This is a genomic window from Hominiventricola filiformis, from assembly GCF_020686965.1.
GTDB lineage: Bacteria > Bacillota > Clostridia > Lachnospirales > Lachnospiraceae > Hominiventricola > Hominiventricola filiformis.
This window is the reverse complement of the sequence record NZ_JAJEPS010000001.1, coordinates 489,228-510,289: the sequence shown is the minus strand read 5'-3', so window position 1 is coordinate 510,289 and position 21,062 is coordinate 489,228. Positions and strand designations below refer to the sequence as shown.

Annotated in this window: 18 protein-coding genes and 1 other annotated feature; of the genes, 16 read left to right on the top strand and 2 right to left on the bottom strand. The window is 47.4% G+C overall.

The features are described 5' to 3' along the window. Positions 1-54 precede the first annotated feature (54 nt). A complete protein-coding gene (locus LKD36_RS02505) occupies positions 55-804 on the top strand; it encodes a prolyl oligopeptidase family serine peptidase (RefSeq protein WP_308458527.1) in 750 nt (249 codons plus the stop codon). A 4-nt stretch (positions 805-808) separates the two neighbouring features. Further along, positions 809-1,486, top strand: coding sequence for a DUF4405 domain-containing protein (locus LKD36_RS02500; protein WP_308458526.1), 678 nt, complete (start codon positions 809-811; stop codon positions 1,484-1,486). Between the two features lie 429 nt (positions 1,487-1,915). Here LKD36_RS02500 and LKD36_RS02495 read toward each other — a convergent pair whose 3' ends face one another. Continuing rightward, the gene (locus LKD36_RS02495; protein WP_308458525.1) at positions 1,916-2,758 is read right to left on the bottom strand and encodes a helix-turn-helix domain-containing protein; all 843 of its coding nucleotides are present in this window, start codon (positions 2,756-2,758) and stop codon (positions 1,916-1,918) included. 315 nt (positions 2,759-3,073) lie between these two features. Between LKD36_RS02495 and LKD36_RS02490 the strand changes: the two genes are divergently transcribed. The 6 genes from LKD36_RS02490 to LKD36_RS02465 all read left to right on the top strand — a co-directional run bounded on the left by LKD36_RS02490 (position 3,074) and on the right by LKD36_RS02465 (position 8,538). Beyond that, positions 3,074-3,694 (top strand): CHC2 zinc finger domain-containing protein, encoded by a 621-nt coding sequence (locus tag LKD36_RS02490; protein ID WP_308458524.1) that lies wholly within the window; start codon positions 3,074-3,076, stop codon positions 3,692-3,694. Then, positions 3,672-5,039: a DNA primase family protein gene (locus LKD36_RS02485; protein WP_349147135.1), complete on the top strand. Its 1,368-nt coding sequence runs from the start codon at positions 3,672-3,674 to the stop codon at positions 5,037-5,039. The genes LKD36_RS02490 and LKD36_RS02485 overlap by 23 nt, the downstream gene beginning before the upstream one ends. 395 nt (positions 5,040-5,434) lie before the next feature. Then, on the top strand, positions 5,435-5,653 hold the full coding sequence (locus tag LKD36_RS02480; protein ID WP_308458522.1) for an LLM class flavin-dependent oxidoreductase: 219 nt from the start codon (positions 5,435-5,437) through the stop codon (positions 5,651-5,653). Beyond that, positions 5,650-6,606, top strand: coding sequence for a MobV family relaxase (mobV, locus tag LKD36_RS02475; RefSeq protein WP_308458521.1), 957 nt, complete (start codon positions 5,650-5,652; stop codon positions 6,604-6,606). Before LKD36_RS02480 ends, mobV begins: the two co-directional genes overlap by 4 nt. Before the next feature lie 9 nt (positions 6,607-6,615). Continuing rightward, the gene (locus tag LKD36_RS02470; RefSeq protein WP_207684434.1) at positions 6,616-6,825 is read left to right on the top strand and encodes a hypothetical protein; all 210 of its coding nucleotides are present in this window, start codon (positions 6,616-6,618) and stop codon (positions 6,823-6,825) included. Positions 6,826-6,852: 27 nt separating this feature from the next. Then, positions 6,853-8,538: a recombinase family protein gene (locus LKD36_RS02465; protein ID WP_308458520.1), complete on the top strand. Its 1,686-nt coding sequence runs from the start codon at positions 6,853-6,855 to the stop codon at positions 8,536-8,538. A 4-nt stretch (positions 8,539-8,542) separates the two neighbouring features. Here the strand turns inward: LKD36_RS02465 and LKD36_RS02460 are convergent, their stop codons facing one another. Continuing rightward, positions 8,543-10,804: a glycogen/starch/alpha-glucan phosphorylase gene (locus LKD36_RS02460; protein WP_308458519.1), complete on the bottom strand. Its 2,262-nt coding sequence runs from the start codon at positions 10,802-10,804 to the stop codon at positions 8,543-8,545. A gap of 123 nt (positions 10,805-10,927) precedes the next feature. On the opposite strand from LKD36_RS02460, the gene LKD36_RS02455 reads away from it, so the two are divergent. The 8 genes from LKD36_RS02455 (at position 10,928) to LKD36_RS02420 (ending at position 21,061) form a co-directional block, all read left to right on the top strand. Then, positions 10,928-11,785, top strand: coding sequence for a helix-turn-helix transcriptional regulator (locus tag LKD36_RS02455; RefSeq protein ID WP_308458518.1), 858 nt, complete (start codon positions 10,928-10,930; stop codon positions 11,783-11,785). A 105-nt stretch (positions 11,786-11,890) separates the two neighbouring features. Next, a complete protein-coding gene (locus LKD36_RS02450; RefSeq protein ID WP_308458517.1) occupies positions 11,891-12,175 on the top strand; it encodes a nucleotidyltransferase family protein in 285 nt (94 codons plus the stop codon). Then, positions 12,156-12,563 (top strand): HI0074 family nucleotidyltransferase substrate-binding subunit, encoded by a 408-nt coding sequence (locus LKD36_RS02445; protein WP_118770596.1) that lies wholly within the window; start codon positions 12,156-12,158, stop codon positions 12,561-12,563. Before LKD36_RS02450 ends, LKD36_RS02445 begins: the two co-directional genes overlap by 20 nt. A 305-nt stretch (positions 12,564-12,868) precedes the next feature. Beyond that, entirely contained in the window at positions 12,869-13,402 is a 534-nt protein-coding gene (locus LKD36_RS02440) for a hypothetical protein (protein ID WP_308458516.1), read from the top strand. Next, positions 13,399-15,126, top strand: a complete 1,728-nt coding sequence (locus LKD36_RS02435) for a carbon starvation CstA family protein (RefSeq protein WP_308458515.1) — start codon at positions 13,399-13,401, stop codon at positions 15,124-15,126. Before LKD36_RS02440 ends, LKD36_RS02435 begins: the two co-directional genes overlap by 4 nt. 196 nt (positions 15,127-15,322) lie before the next feature. Further along, positions 15,323-15,589 (top strand) — a binding site (T-box leader). A gap of 73 nt (positions 15,590-15,662) precedes the next feature. Further along, positions 15,663-17,366 (top strand): carbon starvation CstA family protein, encoded by a 1,704-nt coding sequence (locus LKD36_RS02430; protein WP_308458514.1) that lies wholly within the window; start codon positions 15,663-15,665, stop codon positions 17,364-17,366. Between the two features lie 398 nt (positions 17,367-17,764). Beyond that, positions 17,765-18,256, top strand: coding sequence for an HD domain-containing protein (locus LKD36_RS02425; protein ID WP_308458513.1), 492 nt, complete (start codon positions 17,765-17,767; stop codon positions 18,254-18,256). Positions 18,257-18,328: 72 nt separating this feature from the next. Beyond that, entirely contained in the window at positions 18,329-21,061 is a 2,733-nt protein-coding gene (locus tag LKD36_RS02420) for a TetM/TetW/TetO/TetS family tetracycline resistance ribosomal protection protein (RefSeq protein WP_308458512.1), read from the top strand. Position 21,062: the final 1 nt, after the last annotated feature.

The following is a 21,062-nucleotide window of genomic DNA, read 5'->3' as shown; positions in this document are numbered from 1 at the left end:
CCGACCCAGCCGGAGACAATGCCTGCACCGAGTGCCGAACTGACGGAAGAACCGTTGGAAAGCACAGCATCGGCTGTCACATCGGAGCCGGTTCAGACTGGCCTGTTTGCAGAGCAAATCTTCTCCGGCGCGGACGGTGACATCCATTACAGCTATTATCTGCCAGACAGTTACGATGGCAGCCGCAAGTTTCCGATGATGGTCGTTATGCCGGGCTATAACATGATGTGGTTCGGTGAAGATTCTTCCGGCAGCAATCTGAATTGGAGTGGCTTTACCGCATGGACAAGGCTGGACACCGAGATGGTCGTGGTTTCTGCACAGCTCACTGACTGGGGTGAAAAATCCGCACGGCAGGCCAACGAACTGGCGGAGTACATGATCGACCACTTTTCAGTGGACACCAGCCGCGTCTATGCCGCCGGGTATTCCGCTGGCGGCGAGACCATGTCTCAGGCGGTGGCCATGCGGCCCGACCTGTACGCCGCCTATCTCCACGGCGCTTCTCAGTGGGATGGCAGCTATGCACCCATTGCGGAGAATAGCGTGGCGATCTATATCTACATGGCCGACGGTGACGAGTATTACGGCAGCGCCAAGGCCCGCTCGGCTTACGAAAATCTCCACGATGCCTATGAAAATGCCGGTTGGAGCGATGCCGACATCGACCAGGTTCTTCGTATTGAAACGCCCAATAATGCCTTCTTCAACGAAAAGGGCATTTATAACTACCACGGTGGAGCTAATGTGGTCTTTGATGACCCAGACAATTTGAACTGGGTGATCTCTCACAGCAAAGGATGAGGACATGAAACCAACTCTCAAAATAAAAATCGCCGTAGATGCGGCCATGTCGGTGTCCATGCTGCTTCTGATGGCCTATGGCCTTGTGGGGGAAGCAGCCCACGAGTGGATCGGTATGGGAATGTTCGCCCTGTTTGTGGCACATCATGTTTTGAACCGCAGGTGGATCAACGCAGTGCCGCGGGGGCGCTACACGCCCCTGCGCATCGTGCAGACGGCACTGGCAGGGCTGATTCTCCTGTGCATGGTCGGCTCCATGATCAGCGGCATTGTGCTGTCCCGCCATGTGTTTGCGTTTTTCCCCAAGCACGGTGGCTATGAGCTTGCACAGCAGGTGCATATCCTCTGCGCTTACTGGGGCTTCATCTGTATGAGCCTGCATCTGGGGTTTCACTGGAGCATGATGCTGGCGATGGCGCGCAAATACTTGCAGCCCTCATCCATGCGAACATGGAGCCTGCGGCTGATCGGCTGGTTCTGGGCAGCGTATGGCACGTTCGCTTTCCGACACAGAGGTGTTAGTTTATATCTGCTGCTTAGAAGCCACTTCGTATTCTACGATTATACCGAGCCGGTGCTCATCTTTCTGATCGATTATCTCTCCGTAATGGTGATGTTCGTGCTGATTGGATATCTTATATCAATGCTGTTGAAATGGCTGCCCACTTTTTATTTACATTGAGTGTGATAAAACGCTGCAATTTTCGTCCAATTATATGGCGAAGATTGCAGCGTTTTTTTATTTTCAAGCTGTTGCTTTTGCAGTTTGCATATGCGCCTGCGAAGAAAATGAGGGATTTCAAAGGGAACATCCCTTTGACGCTGGGTTTCCAATAGGGGTGCGAGCATCCCTGTTGGCACACGATTTTCCGCAGGAAAGTCTAGTGTGTTATACCTTTGCTTCCGGCTGACGCGGGAAAGGGGTTGACGGCGTACTCAGCAATGGGGCAGAGTGTGGCGGCAAACGCTTTTTCGCGGCAGTAGGACAGGCGGGTTTTGTGACGTGAGTTGCGGCACAAATGCAGGATTTTTGAGAAACAAAATCCGCCTGTCCGGAAAAGGAAGCAGAGGTATATAAAAGCCTTCGTCCCACCACAGCGATGCCTTTGTTTCAGCGTTTCTTCCGCTTTCCCTTGCCGTGGGTCATGGTCGTTTTCCCACGCTGGCTGATGGGAGTTTTCAGGTGCTTGGACAGCTTTAGTACCTCGATCAAGTTGACAAATTGTTCCATTGTGATGGCATCGTAATCAATCCCCAATGTGGAAAGCAATGCTTTCGCTTTCTTTTCCTCGGAGCTTCCCTCAAAGTTCATCGCATCCTGTAACTGACCCCGTATGGTTGCGGCGAGGGATGTTTCATCTGCCGTCATGGTATCGGGGCGGTGTTCACTCCGAATATCTCGGAGGATGCCTTTCAGGTCATCTGCAATCAGGCTTCCGAAATATTCATCTTCCCGAATCTGCGCCACTTCCAGCGTCCGCAGGTGCAGGTCATTTTCTTCGCCGCCGTTTTTCATCAATGCCATCTGCCGGACAGCTTCCAGCACGGCATTCATATCGTTGACCCGCATATCTGCGATCCGGTCAACGTAAATCTCAGCATCCAGCATGAAGCGTTGGAAATCCTTATGGCAGATCAGCTCCGACAGCAGCCGGTGGTTGAACTTGCCCGCTTTCAATACATCAATCGAAGCATCACTCAAATGCAGCTCATGCAGAGCTGTGTTTGGGTGATTTTTTGTTTCCGTCCGTCCCATCAGATAGTCGCAGGAAACACCGTAATAGTCCGCCAGCAACAGAATGCTGTACGGGCTGATGTCCTTGCCGTTATCTGATTCATATTTGCCAAGTGCGGATTTCGAGATACCCACCTCGGCGGCAAGCTGCTCCAAGGTCAGCTTTCGCTCTACTCGTAAATCCTTCAAACGTTCCCCGATTGTCAGCTTAACCTGCATACAGCAGCCTCCTTTTCCATTTTTCTGTATTATATCATGCTTTTTCGTTTTTGTCTCAAAGCGTGGAAAAATCCTACTTTCATCCGACTTTTCCTACCTCTTGGATATACGGGAAAGAGCCTGTTTTCTTACTAAAATTTAGACGTAAACCACGCAGCACCTTGAAAATTTCATGATCGTCCGATGAGGATATGCTTCCGGAGAAGTACCGCATTCCGCGTGCCAAGGAAACCAAAACGCCGGAGTGAGATTCTCGGGCAGGAACGGCATCGAGCAGAACGGCGAAGTTCAATTATTTTACAGGAGGAAACAGGTATGGATTTATTTACACAAATCAAGATGGCAGTTTCCGTGAAAGAGGCTGCCGAATACTACGGATTGGAAGTAAATCGTGGCAGCATGATCTGCTGCCCCTTCCACGCCGACCGTACACCCAGTATGAAGCTGAATGAGGATTACTTCTACTGCTTCGGGTGCGGAGCCCACGGCGATGTGATCGACCTTGTGGCAAAGCTGTTCAACCTGAGCAGCTATGACGCAGCGAAAAAGCTGGCGTATGACTTTGGGATCGACCCGGACAAGCCCCCGGCTGCGGCAGCGCTGCGGAAACCGAAATATCCGCTGGCAAAGGCGTTCCAGAATGAGACGCTGCATTGTCAGCGGATATTGTGCGATTATCTGCATCTTTTGGCGCATTGGAAGGTGCAATACGCGCCCAAAACGCCGGATGATACTCTTGATGACCACTTTGTGGAAGCCTGCCAGATGCTCGATTATATCGAGGATCTGACAGATATTTTAACCTTTGCGGAGTTGGAGGTTCGCGTGAAAACCGTGGATATGCTTCAAAAGGACGGCAGGATTGACCGGCTGGAAGAACGCCTGAAACGGACGGAAAAGGAGGTGGATGCCCGTGACGAAACGGAAATCGGCTAATTTAGACGCGCCCATATGGTTTGATGGCACAAATATCAATGAGGCGCTGTTCTGTGATGAATTTCTGAGCAGTCGGAAAATCATCTTTGCCGATGGTGCTTTCTTTACACCGGACGGCAGAGTGACCGACGATCTGCCGCTTCGTGGCGAAATCTATGAGAAACTGAAATGCTGCGCCGTGAACAATATCCCCCGCAAAATCACCAACATTCTGGAAGTGATGAAGCTGGCGGCTCATGTGGAGGACTTTGCACCGGAAGCAGATAGAATCCATCTGGCAAACGGTACTTTGAAGCTGGACGGCAGCTTTACCGAGGGCAGACCGAACATTGTGCGGAGCAGACTGCCGGTGGCATACCGCCCTGACGCACCGGCTCCCGTCCGGTGGCTTTCTTTTCTGGATGGGCTTCTCTATACAGAGGACATTCCAACCTTACAGGAGTTTATTGGCTATTGCCTGATTCCCAGCAATAAGGGGCAACGCATGATGGTGATTAAGGGAAACGGTGGTGAAGGAAAATCACAGATCGGTGCTGTGCTGGTTGCGCTTCTCGGCAGCAACATGAAGGATGGCAGCATCGGCAAAATTTCTGAAAACCGCTTTGCCCGCGCCGACCTGGAACACATTCTGCTGTGCGTGGATGATGATATGCGGATGGAAGCACTGCGGCAGACCAACTATGTCAAGTCTATCGTGACCGCCCAAGGTAAGATGGATCTGGAACGCAAGGGCAAGCAGAGCTATCAAGGGTGGATGTTTGCCCGCCTGCTGGCGTTCTCCAACGGCGATCTGCAAGCGCTATATGACCGGAGCGATGGATTTTACCGCCGACAGCTTGTGCTGACTACCAAGGAAAAGCCTGCGGGACGGATAGATGATCCTGACCTTGCCGAAAAGATGAAAGCCGAAGCCGAGGGGATTTTCCTCTGGGCGTTTGAGGGCTTGAAGCGGCTTGCCGCCAACAACTTCAAATTCACGGAAAGCCAGCGCACACGGGATAACCGGGAGGCAGTGAAGCGAGATAACAATAACGTCTTTGATTTTCTGGAATCCGAGGGCTATATCCGGCTGAAGGCGGACTGCACCATCAGCTCTAAAGACTTGTACGAAATTTACCGGATGTGGTGTGAGGAAAATAATCTGACACCGTTAAAGCGCCGCAGCTTCAGCGAGAGTGTGATTGCGAACCAAAGCAAGTACAATCTTGAATACTGCAACAAGATCACCAATGCTGCCGGACGGCGTGTATGGGGCTTCTTCGGTATTGAAGCGATTGCCAGACCTAATATAAACGGGTTTTCTGATGCTTCAGAGTATACGTACGTACCGGAGGACTGGCGATGATTTTTCTGCGACTGCGCCGTGTACGTATGTACGTTTTACTTTCCTGAAACGCCGCTATATGAAAAACTCTGACCGGCAAAGCCTATATTTTCGGGCACGAAATCAAGCCAAGTGAAATCCGTAAATTATTTGCCTGATGGCAGAAATGGTTTCACGGAATCGCGCTTCTCGGAACAGCAAAGCGGGTACGTGGAAGTGTGGAGAATCACACGTTTTAGAGTAAAGTCACACAGAACAGAAAAGTCGATAGGTGCCACCTGTGAACAGGACATCATAACGGCGATTCTGAGCGGATTTGACGACAATAGAATTTTTCACGATACAGCGAAGCGGATGCGCCGAATGGCGTGCTGGCTTCGCTTTTTCATCATCTGAATTTTGGAGGGAATTTGAATATGAGTGTACGCAATGAGATCAAGGCGCAGATCGTTCGCGCCGGTTTTACCATGCAGGAAGTTGTTGACCTGTTACATGATGAATATGGCTGGTCGGACAGTGTTTCCAATCTGTCCGCAAAATTGCAAAGGGAGAGCATCCGCTACAAGGAGGTCGTGGAACTGACCGACGTGCTGGACTGCGACATCGTGTGGGTGAAGCGAGGGGAGCGCCGATGAAAGCACAGTACGCCATTCTCCGCTTTGCCAAGTACAAGGGGCCGGAAATCGGCCACATCGAGTCCCACAACGAGCGTACCAAGGAGAAGTACGCCAGCAACCCCGACGTGGACACGGCGCGCAGCCACCTCAATTTCCATCTGGTGACGCCGCAGCGCAAATACCGCGCCGAGGCGGAAAAGCAGATCGCGGAGGCAGTCTGCCGCACGCGGTCGGACAGCGTGCGCGTGGTGGAGGCGCTGGTGACTGCCAGCCCGGAGTTCTTTAAGGGCAAGAAAAAGGGCGAAATCAAGGCCTATTTTCAGGAGGCGCTGGATTTTATCCGGGAACACCAGGATCCCAAAACCATTATATCCGCCGTGGTGCATATGGACGAGAAAACGCCCCATATGCACCTTTGCTTTGTCCCGCTGACAGCGGACAAGCGGCTCTCCGCCAAGGAAATCGTCGGCAACAAGAAGAAGCTGACGCAGTGGCAGGACAGGTTCTGGGAGCACATGGTCAAAAAATACCCCGATCTGGAGCGCGGCGAGAGTGCCGGTGAAACCGGACGCGACCATATCCCACCGCGGGTATTCAAGGAGGCTGTCCATCTGAACCGGATGAAGGAGCAGATACTGAAACTGATGACAGATACCAATCTTCTTAATAAAAAATCGAAAATGGAAGAACTGGAGGCATTGTTGGACAAATATGTTCCGGCAACAGAAGCTCTGCGGACGAAGCTCAGAAAGTATGATAAGGCGTACAAAGCGCTTTCTGATGAGAACAGCGCACTGGAAGCGGAATTACAAACAGCAAAAGATGCCAGCAAGGAAAAGATTGCGGACAGACTGAAATACGGAAAAACGGAGCAGGAGCTTTGTGAGCTTCATGCTCTGATAGACAACATACCACCGGAAATTGTAGCTGCTTATAGGAGAAAAACAACAGGATTGCAAAACGAACGTTGAGGATAGCTTATGAACAATGAATTGATGAGAGACGTAAACTTCATTCGTTGTTCTACGATGATCGCCGAACTGCTGATGAAGTATAAATCTATGGAAACAGAAGAAGACCAAGAGGGCTGGATGCAAGAAGGGGCATCCAGCCCTCTTCTTTTTTTACTGCGGCTATTGAAAAGTTTTTTGTCATCGTTTATACTGTTTGAAGTAGATGTTTATTACTGACAAAACAGAATGAAGGAGGTACCGTCCATGGAAAATGCATACATATATACACGTGTTTCAACTTTGATACAGGTGGACGGTTTTTCTCTTGAGGCACAGGAAGCAGAAATTAGAGCTTTTGCGGAAGCGCGCAAGATCAATATTGTCGGGAAATATACGGATGAAGGGAAATCCGGAAAGAATGCCGAGCATCGTCCTGCCTTTACGCAGATGATGGAGGATATTCGGAGCAAGAAGGACAACATTCGTTATGTTCTTGTTTTTAAGCTTTCCCGTTTTGCCAGAAATACCAGTGACACCGCAAAGTACCTTCAGGAGCTTTCAAGCTATGGAATTGGTCTTTTGGGGATCAAGGACGGGATCGACACTTCAACCGTTACCGGCAAGATGATTGCAAATATTATGGGAGCTGTCGCGGAAGTCGAGCTTGAGAACATTCATGAACAGACGCTTGCCGGTAGACAGCAAAAAGCCAGAAACGGTCTCTGGAACGGAGCGCAGGCCCCGTTTGGATATTCTTTGAAGGATAAAAAACTAATGATATATCAGAAAGAAGCGGAAACGGTCAAGGAAATTTTCCGGCTCTACACAGAGGAAGGGCAGAGCATCAGCTACATTGCAAAGAAACTTAATGATGAAAACATCCAGCGTGAGCAGCGCGGAAATGTAAAAATCTCTGGCTTTACAGACAGAACCGTTCGTATCATTCTCAGTAATCCGGTTTATGCAGGCATGATTTCCTACGGTCGCCGCCATACGGTAAAGGTTGAGGGAAAGAACAACGAAACGAAGGTCGTGAAGCAAGACGATGAAAGCAAGATTATCCTTGTGGATGGCGTGCATGAACCGATTGTCAGCAAGGAGACTTTTGCAAAAGCAGCAGAGCGGCTGAAAAAGAATGTTGCCCATCGAAAAACCCGAAGTGACAGTACGACCGTTTATCCACTGACTGGCCTGATCAGATGTCCAGACTGCGGAAAAAACATCTTTGGTTATACTGCGCCGCCAAGGAAAAAGAAAAACGGAAAAGAAGGTTATTATCCGAGATATATTTCCTATCGGTGCATATCCGGAAGAGATAGAAACGGGATCAGCTGTTCTCTTGCCAACAAGTATTACAGCGGCACCAAACTGGAAACCGAGGTGAAAGAGGTTATATCCTCCATGGTGACAATCCCGGAGTTTGTAGAGCTTATTTCTCAAAAGATTGATATCCAGACAGATGTAAATTCTCTGCGGAAGAAGCAGACAGCAATCCGAAATGAGATCACCAAATATAGCGGCAATCTGCTCCAGACTGAAAAGAGACTGACGGAGCTTGACATTGCGGATAGGCACTATCAAAGTAAAGTAGACAGTCTGAATCGTATTCTGGATGACCTGTATGAAAAGATCGAGGATGCACAGACAAGACTTGATGAAGTAGATCAGGAAATCGCTATGGTTGAAAAATCTGCCATGACGAAGAAATCCATCTTTGAAATGCTGGAAGGCTTCAGCAAGTATTACGATGTCATGTCGCCAGAGGATAAAAAGGCATTGTTGCAGGCTATGGTTTCGTTTATAGAGCTGTATCCGGAAAAGCGGGATGACAAGCATCTGATAAAGACGATCCATTTCACCTTCCCTGTTACCTACGATGGTGAAAGCGGAGCATTATTTGTCAGAACTAATGAACTGCAAGTTGAGACAGTGGCACTGCTGGAAAAGTAAACTTTTACTTTTCCAGATGCCAGATATCGCGATTGTATTCAGCAATGGTACGATCACTTGAGAACATACCGGCTTTTGCAATGTTGATCAGACATTTACGGCGCCATCCCATAGGATCGCAGGCGTAATCTTTCAGAGCCTGTTCTTTTCGAACCACATATGCGTTGAAATCAGGAAGGGTCTGGAACCAGTCTTTATGGATCAGTTCATGATGCAGGCGGCTCAGATTTTCTTCATGACCTGCAGCCAGCATTTTCGGACCGGTAAGGAAGTCAATGGCACGACGGATATTTGGGTCACCCTCATACCACTGGATTGCCTGATAATCTCCGGCTGCATAGCGGTGGATAACCTGATCAGAAGTCTGCCCGAAGATATAAATATTATCTTCACCAGCCTGCTCACTGATTTCCACATTTGCACCATCCATAGTGCCGAGGGTCAGTGCACCGTTTAACATGAATTTCATGTTGCCGGTACCGGAAGCTTCTTTGGATGCCAGACTGATCTGCTCAGACAGGTCGCAGGCAGGAATCAGTTTCTCGGCGGCTGTAACATTATAATTTTCAATGAAGACAATCTGCAGCCATTTGGAAACTTCAGGATCCGCAGCAACTACTTTGGACAGTGTCAGCAGAGCATGAATAATGTCTTTTGCAATGATATAGGCAGGCGCTGCTTTTGCACCGAAAATGCTTACCAGCGGGACAGCAGGCAGATGGCCGGCTTTGATTTCATAATAAGTATGAATCAAATAGAGCAGATTCAGCTGCTGACGTTTGTATTCATGCAGACGTTTGGACTGAATATCAAATACAGCATTGGTATTTAAAACAATATTCTGGGTATGAAGAAGCCAGTCTGCAAGAGCTTCTTTATTTGCTTTCTTTACATCCGTTAATTCATTGAGAACCGCAGTATCATCTGCGAAATTCATCAGTTTTTCCAGCTCGGAAGCATCTTTCCGGAAACCGGATCCGATATGTTTTTCCAGTACAGCAGTAAGTCTGGGATCACACTCTAACAGCCAGCGGCGGAAAGTAATGCCGTTGGTCTTGTTGTTAAATTTTTCAGGATAAAGCTCATAAAAACCATGTAGCTCAGAATTTTTCAAAATTTCGGTATGAAGAGCTGCTACACCATTGGTAGAATGGGTAAAATGGATATCCATGTGTGCCATATGGACAAGATCGTCAGTGTCAATGACAGCAAGCGTCTCATCTTCTGTGCGGGTGCGTGCAAGTTTATCCAGTTTTTCGATAATCGGCATCAACTGCGGGACAATGGAATCCAGGTAAGCACGCGGCCATTTTTCCAGTGCTTCTGCCAGAATTGTGTGGTTGGTGTAGGCACAGGTTTTTGTCACAATGTCGACTGCTTCTTCAAATGCAATTCCTTTTTCTTCAAGAAGGCGGATGAGCTCCGGGATCACCATGCTCGGATGGGTATCATTAATCTGGATTGCAGCATAATCTGCCAGATCATGATAATTACAGCCCCGTGCTGCACTTTCTGCGAGAATCAGCTGGGCTCCGGCAGAAACCATCAGATACTGCTGGAAGACGCGAAGACGCCGGCCGGTCTCATCAGAATCATCCGGATAGAGGAAAAGGGTCAGATTTTTAGCAATTTCTGTTTTATCAAAGGAAATACCCTCTTTGACAATTGTCTCATCGATGGTATCCAGATCGAAAAGATTCAACGTGTTGGTACGACCCTCGTAGCCAGTAACTGCCAGTTTGTACAGGCGGGCAGTATAAGTTTTTCCAGCCAGCTCAACCGGGTAAACAATATCGGTTTTTTCAGCCCAGCTGTGGGCGGTCAGCCACGGATCTGGTTTTTCGTTCTGAAGTCCGTTTTCGAAAGACTGATGGAACAGACCAAAATGATACCGCAGACCGACACCGTCTCCCGGCAGACTCAAAGTCGCCAGAGAATCCAGGAAGCAGGCTGCCAGACGTCCGAGACCGCCGTTTCCAAGGGACGGTTCCGGCTCGACTTCTTCAATGTCGGACAGATTCTTGCCGGCAGCAGCCAGAGCATCGCGGGCTTCCTCGTACAGACCAAGGTTGATCAGGTTGTTGGATAACAGTTTTCCAATCAGAAATTCTGCACTGATATAGTACAGCTTCCTTCCGGTAACAGGCTGGATGCGGTCAGCACTTTTCTGACGCACGATTTCGAGAAGTGCCAGATACAGTTCCTGATTACTGCAATCGGACAAAGATTTTTTGGTAATGTTTTGTAATGTTTCAGTGAAATTCATAAAAACCTCCTTAATATGAAAACACGATTAATACCTATGTCTTAGATATATCACACAAAACGAGCAAAATCTTATACAAAGAGCGCAAAATATGATACAATTCTATCATTAAGGAGGAAAAACATGAAGAATCCACTTTCATTGCAGGAAAAGAAAAAGCACGGAGAGATACGTTTCCCATTTAATATTTACCCATGCACGATTCCGGGGGATTTCCCACAGGTGGCACTGCACTGGCACGACAGTATGGAACTCGTTTTTGTGAAAAGAGGACATGGATTTATCCAGATGGGGGTAACGGTCTGTCGGGCACAGGAAGGAGATATTTTTATTTTTTCGCCTGGAACGCTGCATGCATTCCGCCAGGAAAAGGGAAGTTCCATGGAATATGAGAACATTATTTTCGATCTTGAACTTCTGGGAGGAGCCGGAGATCTCTGTGCGGAAAAATATCTGCTTCCTCTGCAGAGCGGTCGATTGGAGCTGTCCGGAATTTTGAATAAGAAGGATAGATGTTATCAGGAGGCAGCGGTCTGTCTGCGTGAGGCAGAGGATGCCAATCGGACAAAGCTGCCGGGATATGAACTCCTGATCAAAGGGGCATTATTTCGGTTTCTGGCAATTCTTATGGCACAGGGAAAACAGCTTCCTGCATCGGAAACAGCAGATACGATGCGTCTGAAACAGGTCCTGCAGTGGATTTCCGTGCACTATGGAACGAAGCTGCACGTTGCAGATGCTGCCAACATCTGCCAGTGCAGTTCCAGTCATTTTATGCGGTGGTTTAAAAAAATGACTGGCCAGAGATTTACGGCTTTTCTCAATGAATATCGTCTGAACGCAGCAGCGGAAGCGCTGCGTACGACGGAAGATACCGTGCTGTCCATTTCAGAACAGTGCGGATTTGATAATCTGTCATATTTCAATCGTGCATTTAAAACCCGATATCTGATGACACCCCGTGAATACCGACGGAAATGATAATATGGGAAATAAGGTTTACTGAAAAGTGCAGCGAATATCTGGCGATAACAAGGATTTTGTGATAAGGTAAGAAAATAGAAATACATTTCGCAGGAGGTAGGCATGATGAATACAATGCCTGTTTCGGAAGTTATTGAAAAAGTTGCAGATGTGTGTAAGAAAAATGGAGTACAAAGACTGGATTTGTTTGGATCATTTGCTACAGGAACGCAGACACCGACCAGTGATATTGATTTTGTTGTTTATGGATGTAAAGACTTGTTAAAACTGGAAAGGGACCTGGAATCTATTGATACACTTCGGAAAATTGATATTTTTGATTATGATAGTATAAAGAATCCATTTTTATTGGAGGATATAGAAAAGTATGGAAAACAAATTTATTAACCGTTACCTGACATTTTGCAAAAGTTTAAAAAATCTGGAAAAAAGCAGATATGCAGATCCATCTGCTGATTTTGTCTTGGAAGGAACTGTTTTAAATTTTAATCTGACATTTGACATTGCGTGGAAAGTTATGAAAGACATTCTGGTGAAGAAAATGGAGATTATTGATTTTGCCATTGGTTCTCCACGGGAAACTTTGCAGCAGGCATTTGTGAACAGACTGATTGATGATGACCGGTGGATGCAAATGTTGAAAGTGCGAAACCAGCTGGCACATGATTATGATGGGAGTTTTGCAGAGGAGCAGTTTTCAACTATTGTAAACGAATATTATCCATTATTTGAAAAATTCAGAATTCATGTAGAAAAATATTATAAAGAAAGTTGACAGGGAAAAATATATTAGCATCACTTTCACTTATTTTTCTGGTGGGCCTTGCCATGGCCGCCATTGTACAACGACTTCAGCTGCCGCGGATTATCGGCATGCTTGTTACGGGAATTCTGTTGGAACATACGGATGGATCGAAAAAATCACATGATTGAAAATAAAGACTGTAAATTTATGGCAAAAATTTTGTGTAAACACATAAAAAACTTGCATATTTATGTATGAAGGATTATAATGTATAAAGTTTTTATAAAATTTTTATGAAAAATTGATTTTGACTGATATAGATTGGAAGAAACGGAATGCAGTATACAAGAGAGTCAGCAATCGAGCGGTTACTGAAAAACTATGGGCCATATTATAATATTCACATGATCGAAGATGATCAGACCCCGATCACAGCCCGCTGTGATTTTTTTGAGCATTCCGGTCAGTATGTAATCTCCAAAAAAGCAGAATTATGGTCTGCGGAAAATGAGGAATTTCTCTATCTGCTGAACATTCCCCATCTGACACTGCCGCTTTTCGAGCAGTGGAGGGATTACATCCATGAGGATGGCATGAAACGGATCCATGTGGGTCCGGGACATATGGCCTCCTATATTACGGCAGTCTTTGTGTGCGATACCTGTGATGAGGACGCGCTGAAGGCACTGAAAAAATGCCGTATTTACAAAAGTTTTCATTTTTCACTGCATGGCTGGATGAATTTTCATGCAGCGCTGGTGCGTGTGGCAGACAGCCGTATTGATGCCAACCGCAGCGGCCATCATGTAGCGAAAATTTTGAAAAAAGTACTATATTCGCAAACACGGAAGGGAGTAAGTAAACAATGAATTCATTAGTACTTCTCATCATCTGCGTCGCTATCCTGGTAGCTGGATACGTCTGTTACGGCGGCTGGCTGTGCAAACAGTGGGGCGTAGGTGAAAACAAAACGGAAACACCGGCTCATACCATGGAAGATGGTGTTGACTACGTACCGGCAAAAGCTCCGGTTCTGATGGGACATCATTTCTCATCCATCGCAGGTGCAGGCCCGATTACCGGACCGATCGGAGCAGCTATGTTCGGATGGCTTCCTGTAACTCTTTGGATCCTTGTTGGAGGTATCTTCTTCGGCGGCGTGCATGACTTTGGTGCACTGTTCGCATCTGTCCGCAATAAAGGACAGTCCATCGGAGAGATCATTTCCGCTAATATGAGTAAACGTGCAAAACAGCTGTTTATCATCTTCTCTTATCTGACACTGATCCTGGTAGTAGCAGCATTTGCTTCTATTGTAGCATCTACTTTCGGTGCTGTTTATGATGAGAGTGGAGCTCTTGATATGGCTAAATCTGCTACTCCGGCTACGGTAGCAATGATTTCCATTCTGTTCATTCTCATTGCTATCGTATTTGGTTTCTGCGTATATCGCCGTAATATGCCGATGGGCATCGCATCTGTAGTAGGTGTGCTTGCAATCGTTGTTATTATGGCAATTGGTATGAATTTCCATCCGCTGTATCTGTCTACCAAGACCTGGATGTGGATTGTAGGTCTTTATATTGCAATCGCCTCTGTAACACCGGTATGGATTCTGCTTCAGCCGCGTGATTACCTGAGTTCTTTCCTGCTGTACGCTATGCTTGCAGTAGCAGCTTTTGGTGTTATCGTTGCTCATCCGACCTTTGACAGCACGTTCCCGGCAGTAACAAGCTTTGCAGTAGACAACGGAAACGGTCTCCAGTTCATGTTCCCGGTACTGTTTACAACTGTAGCATGTGGTGCAATCTCCGGATTCCATTCACTGGTATCATCAGGAACCACTTCCAAACAGCTGGACAAAGAGACGGATGCAAAACCGATCGCTTACGGCGGAATGCTTCTGGAGTGCGTACTTGCAGTACTGACTCTGTGTGCAATCGGATACGCTTACAAATGGAATGCAGCTAACCCGGACAACGCGCTGGTTGGTGCAACTGCTATCTTCGGTGGTGGTATCGCTCATATGATCGATGACATCATTCCGGGAAGCTACAGCATTCTGAACTCTTTACTGGTACTGACTTACTCTGCATTCTGTCTGACCTCTCTGGATACTGCAACCCGTCTTGCACGTTTCATGTTCCAGGAGTTCTGGCTGGAGCCGGGTGAAACTGCTGCAGATGTAAAAGAAGGCTGGAAGAAAGTGATGGTTAATCCGTACTTTGCTACCATCCTGACGGTTGTTCTTGGTATCCTGCTTGGTATGAACGGATACGGTAAGATCTGGGGTCTGTTCGGAGCTGCAAACCAGCTGCTTGCAGGTATCGGTCTTCTGGCTGTTGCTACCTGGCTTGGCAATCTTGGAAAGAACAATAAGATGTTCCTGTTTCCGATGGGATTCATGATCATCGTTACCATCTCTTCCCTGTGTCTGACTGTAAAGAATCAGGTTGGTATGATCATGGCTGGCGGAGCAGACTGGGGTCCCTGGGCACAGTCCATTCTTGGAGTTCTGCTGATCGTCCTTGCTATTGTCCTTGTTATTGAGGGTGTTCAGACTCTGAAAAACCCGAAAAAAGCAAACGCTTAATCAACGGGGATTTAGCAAACATATTGAAATACGGCATGAAATGAGGCGTCCTTAGGGGCGCCTTTTTCGATGAATAAAAGGAAATATATCAATGAAATAAATTCATGTTTTATTTCATAAACAAAAAATATTTTCTCATTTTCAAAAAATGTTGACATTTAAAAAAAGCGGACTATAATCGTAATCGTTTCATAGATCAAATGCAGTGAACAGGATACGGATTGTTTCCGCAATGCTTATCAGAGAGTTTTCGGCTGGTGTGAGAAAACAGGCATGGAAAGAATTCATCCCCTGCCAGCAGTCTGAGTGAAAGGAAATGCAAGTAATTCAGGACGGGCAGTCCACCGTTATGAGGACGCATATTCATTGACAGAAAAGACTGTCGAGGATGTGGCAGAGAGGCCGGAAGTTTCCGGCAAGAGAAGTGGTAACGCGGAGGAATTTACAGACCTTCGTCTTCTTCAGAATCCATCTGGAGGAGACGAAGGTTTTTTTGATCTGAAACATAAAAACAATAAGATGAGGAGAGAGAAGAAATGAATACGTTAGTGATCGTAGCAATCGCAGCTGTCTGCCTGCTGGCAGGCTATACTTTATACGGACGCTGGCTGGCGAACAAATGGGGCATCGACCCGAAGGCAAAGACGCCGGCTTACACAAAAGAAGATGGAAAAGATTATGTACCGACAGATGGATGGGTGGTATTTGCCCATCAGTTTTCTTCCATCGCAGGTGCAGGCCCTGTGACGGGAGCTATTCAGGCGGCAGCATTTGGCTGGCTGCCGGTACTGCTCTGGATTCTCCTGGGAGGCATTTTCTTCGGAGCTGTTACCGATTTCGGAGCACTGTATGCCAGTGTAAAGAATGAAGGAAAATCCATGGGACTTTTGATCGAGAAATACATTGGCAAGACCGGAAGAAAATTATTCCTTCTGTTCTGTTGGCTGTTTACCCTGATTGTGATTGCCGCATTTGCCGATATGGTAGCCGGTACTTTTAATGCCTATACCGTTACAGACGGAGTTGCTTCCCTTGCCGAAAATGCACAGGTCAACGGAGCAGCCGGAACCATTTCCATTCTGTTCATGGTATTTGCAGTTATCTTCGGACTGATCCAGAAACAATGCAAAGTAAGCGGCTGGAAAGAAGTAGTACTTGGTCTGGTATGCACCGTAGCTGCTCTTGGAATTGGCATGAACCTTCCGATGGTGGCAGATAAAGCAACCTGGTCCTACATCACATTTGCTTATATTTTCCTGGCATCTGTTCTTCCGATGTGGCTGATGAAACAGCCTCGTGATTATATGACTACCTTCATGTTTGCAGGCATGATCATCGGAGCAACTCTTGGACTTGTGGTTGCACATCCGAACATGAATCTGCCGGTATACACCGGATTCCATAATGACAATCTTGGAAATCTGTTCCCGATTTTGTTTGTTACCGTTGCATGCGGAGCTGTTTCCGGATTCCACAGCCTGGTATCTTCCGGTACTTCTTCCAAGACCGTAGCAAATGAGAAAGATATGCTGAAAGTCGGATATGGAGCCATGGTTCTGGAAAGTCTTCTGGCAGTGCTGGCACTCTGCGTGGCAGGTGCAGCCGCAGCGGCAGACGGAACTGCCGCAGCAGGAACTCCGTTCCAGGTCTTTTCCGGCGGGGTTGCAGGACTTCTGGAAATGTTCGGTGTTCCGGTCTATGTGGCATCCTGCTTCATGACCATGTGTGTATCCGCTCTGGCGCTGACCAGTCTGGATGCTGTTGCAAGAATCGGGCGTATGTCCTTCCAGGAACTGTTCAGTGTGGATGATATGGAACATGCAGAGGGCTGGAGAAAATTGCTTTGCAATACCTACTTCTCCACTATTGTGACACTGGCATTCGGCTATATCCTGACACAGGTTGGATACTCCAACATCTGGCCGCTGTTCGGAAGTGCCAATCAGCTGTTGAGCGCACTGGTACTCATTACCCTGTGCGTATTCCTGAAAGTCACCGGCCGTGAGAATAAGACCCTGTTCCCTCCTCTGATCATCATGCTTTGCGTCACCTTCACTGCATTGGTTCAGAGAACCATCGGCCTGGTCAAAGCATTCAACGCAGGAACCGCAGTCTTCATGGTAGAGGGTTTGCAGCTGATTATTGCCATTCTGTTAATGGTGCTTGGCGTGGTTATCGTGGTAAACTCCGGAAAAGAGTTATTTAATAAGAAGAAAGAGGCCGTGAAACAGGCGGCATAAAAGAATACTTAAAAAGTATCGCAACATGATTACTATATGTATTTCACATTTATGCACAGCTGTGGTACATTATACTCAACAAAAGGAAATCAGATCTGAAAATCCAATCGTAACTGAACATGCTGTGGAAGAAAACACAGTGCACAAGAAAGGCAAGGTGTCTGTTATGAGAAAAATTTTAAGTATGCTGAATGAATTCTTTAAGGAGTATTACAACAGTTTTTCAACTGTATGTGCTTAATGTGGATTTAACCTATATTTGTAGAGTGTTTGCGAATAAATAACAGAAGGTCCGGGAGGCGTAAAGCTTTCCGGGCTTTTTGTATTTCTGAAAAAGCACTATTCTGAGAATAATCACCTGTGATAAAATGGAAAAAAAGAACGGGAGTGCCGCTAAGATGAGAATAGAAAAATTGTTAACTGCTATGATGGAATATGACCATGGAGATGTGCCGAGGATTCAACACTTTGTGAAAGTATATGAATTTGCCAGAATGATCGGACTCATGGAAGGGCTGGATTCGAAGACCCAGTTTACGCTGGAGAGTGCAGCAGTGGTCCATGATATTGGAATCCATATTTCTGAGCAGAAATATGGAAGCAGCAGCGGAAAATATCAGGAGCTGGAAGGCCCGGCGGAAGCGAAAAAGCTGCTGGATGGATTAGAATGGCCGGTAGATGTGACAGAGCGGGTCTGCTATCTGGTGGGCCATCACCATACTTATCACGATATGGACGGCATGGATTATCAGATTCTGGTGGAAGCGGATTTTCTGGTCAATCTTTTTGAAGATAAAGTGTCCCTGGACGGATGCAGAAATGCATACCACAAAATATTCCGGACGGAAAGTGGAAAACGGCTGTATCGGACCATGTATCCGACAGCATAATACCCTCTCCTCGACGAAATGCCCTCTTTCGTGTTATAATAATTAAATTATGACACGAGGGGGCATTTTGCATTGAAACATCTTTGTATAGCAGTTCTGGCACATGTGGATGCGGGAAAGACAACGTTATCGGAAGCGATGCTGTATGAAAGCGGCACCATCCGGAAGCTGGGAAGAGTAGATAATAAAGACGCATTTCTGGACACCCACGAGCTGGAGCGGGCGAGAGGAATTACCATATTTTCAAAACAGGCAGAATTCACCCTTGGAGACTGGAAAGTAACATTGCTGGACACACCGGGCCATGCGGATTTTTCCGCAGAGATGGAGCGGACACTGCAGGTGCTGGACTATGCCGTACTGGTCATCAGCGGAGCAGATGGAGTACAGGGACATACGAGAACACTCTGGCGGCTGCTCAAACGCTATGGCGTTCCGGTGTTCCTGTTTGTGAATAAGATGGATCAGAATGGAACCGATAAAGAACTGCTCATGGAGCATCTGAAAAAGGAACTGGATGACCGGTGCGTGGACTTTGACTGCGATCAGACATCCGGAGAATTTCTGGAAAATGTGGCGGTCTGCGAGGAACAGGCACTGGAACATTATCTTGAGCAGGGAACAGTTTCTGAGCAGATGATCCGGGAACTGATTCGTGACCGTCATGTATTTCCGTGCTATTTTGGATCAGCGTTGAAGCTCGACCGGGTGGATGAATTTCTGAGAGGTCTGGAGAAGTATTCTTATGTAGAAGAGCCTGAGCAGGAATTCGGCGCGCGGGTTTTTAAGATCAGCCGGGATGAGCAGGGAGGAAGACTGACCTGGCTTCGGGTGACCGGAGGAACGCTCAAAGTAAAAGATACCTTGAGTGGAACGGCGGAGGAAGAAGAGTGGCAGGAAAAAGTAAATCAGATCCGTGTCTATTCCGGAACCAAATATGAGACGGTGAATGAGGCAGAAGCGGGAATGGTCTGCGCGGTAACAGGACTTACGAAGACGCGGGCCGGAGAAGGGCTTGGAATCGAACATCACACCAACCTCCCGGTGCTGGAGCCGGTACTGAATTATAAACTGACGCTGCCAAGAGACTGTGATCCGGTGCAGCTGCTTGGAAAACTGCGTCTTCTGGAAGACGAGGAACCGGAACTTCATATTCGATGGAATGAGAAACTGCGGGAGATCGAAGTGCAGCTCATGGGTGAGGTGCAGATTGAGATTCTGAAAAAACTGATTCTGGATCGTTTTGAGGTGTCCGTGGATTTTGATGAAGGAAATATTGTATATAAGGAAACCATTGCCAATACGGTAGAAGGGGTGGGACACTTCGAACCGCTGCGCCACTATGCGGAAGTACATCTTCTCATGGAACCGGGTGAGCAGGGAAGCGGACTTCAGTTTGCGGCGGATTGCAGCGAAGATCTGCTGGACCGGAACTGGCAGCGACTGGTATTAACGCATCTGGAAGAACGGCAGCATAAAGGCGTGCTTACAGGCTCGGATATTACAGATATGCGGATTACTCTGGTGGCAGGCCGTGCCCACCAGAAACATACCGAGGGCGGCGACTTCCGGCAGGCAACCTACCGGGCTGTCCGGCAGGGACTGATGCAGGCAGAAAGTGTATTGTTGGAACCCTGGTATGATTTTCGTCTGGAAGTGCCCTCTGAGACACTGGGACATGCCATGATGGATCTGGAACGTATGGGTGCGGAGATGGGACTTCCGGAGCAGGAAGGTGATATGTCTGTGCTCACTGGAGGTGTGGCAGTAGCCTGTATTAAGAATTATCAGAAAGAGATTAATTCTTATACAAAAGGAAGAGGCAGATTGACCTGCATTTTCCGTGGCTATGGACGCTGCCATAACCCGGAGGAAGTACTGGAAGAGACCTGGTATGATCCGGAGACAGATTTCAGAAATCCTTCTTCATCCGTCTTCTGTTATCATGGAGCAGGTACCATTGTGCCCTGGTATGAAGTGCCGCAGCATATGCATCTGGAAAGCGTACTGCAGAAAAACGGCAGTCTGAGAGCATCTGCGATCCGGGAAAATCCGCTGGAAGATCTGAACCAGCCGGAGGAGAGACGGCGGCCGGCAGTGTCTTTGGGAAGCGTGGAGGACGAAGAAGAACTGCAGGCTATTATGCAGCGGACTTTTGGGGAAGAAAAGCTCCGCCGTTATAACGATCATCCTGCTTCCAGAACTTATGGAGCGGAAAAGCCGGAGAAAGCAAAACCCTACAAACCAAAAGAAAAATTGCCGGAATATTTTCTGGTGGATGGTTATAATGTCATCTTTGCCTGGGAAGAATTAAGTGATCTGGCAAAAGTAAGCATTGCGGGAGCCAGAGAAAAGCTGCAGGATATTATGTGCAATTATCAGGGCTTTCGAAAGTGCAATCTTATCCTTGTCTTTGATGCCTACCGGGTAGAAGGGCATGAGGAGGAGATCGTTCCTTATCACAATATCCACGTTGTCTACACCAAAGAAGCAGAGACGGCAGACAGTTATATAGAAAGAACAGCTCACCAGATTGGACGGAAATATCAGGTGACGGTGGCAACCTCCGACGGTCTGGAACAGATCATTATCCGTGGACAAGGCTGTGCCATGATGTCGGCGCGGGAGTTAAAAGAAGAGATCAACCGGATCAATCAGGAAATCCGCCGGGACTACATAGAACAATTCCCGGGCAGCAAAAACTATCTCTTTGACTACCTGCCGGAAGATCTGCAGAAACATCTGCAGGATGTACGGATGGGAAATACAGAGTTTGGAAGCCATCAGAAGAAGCAAGAGGAATAAC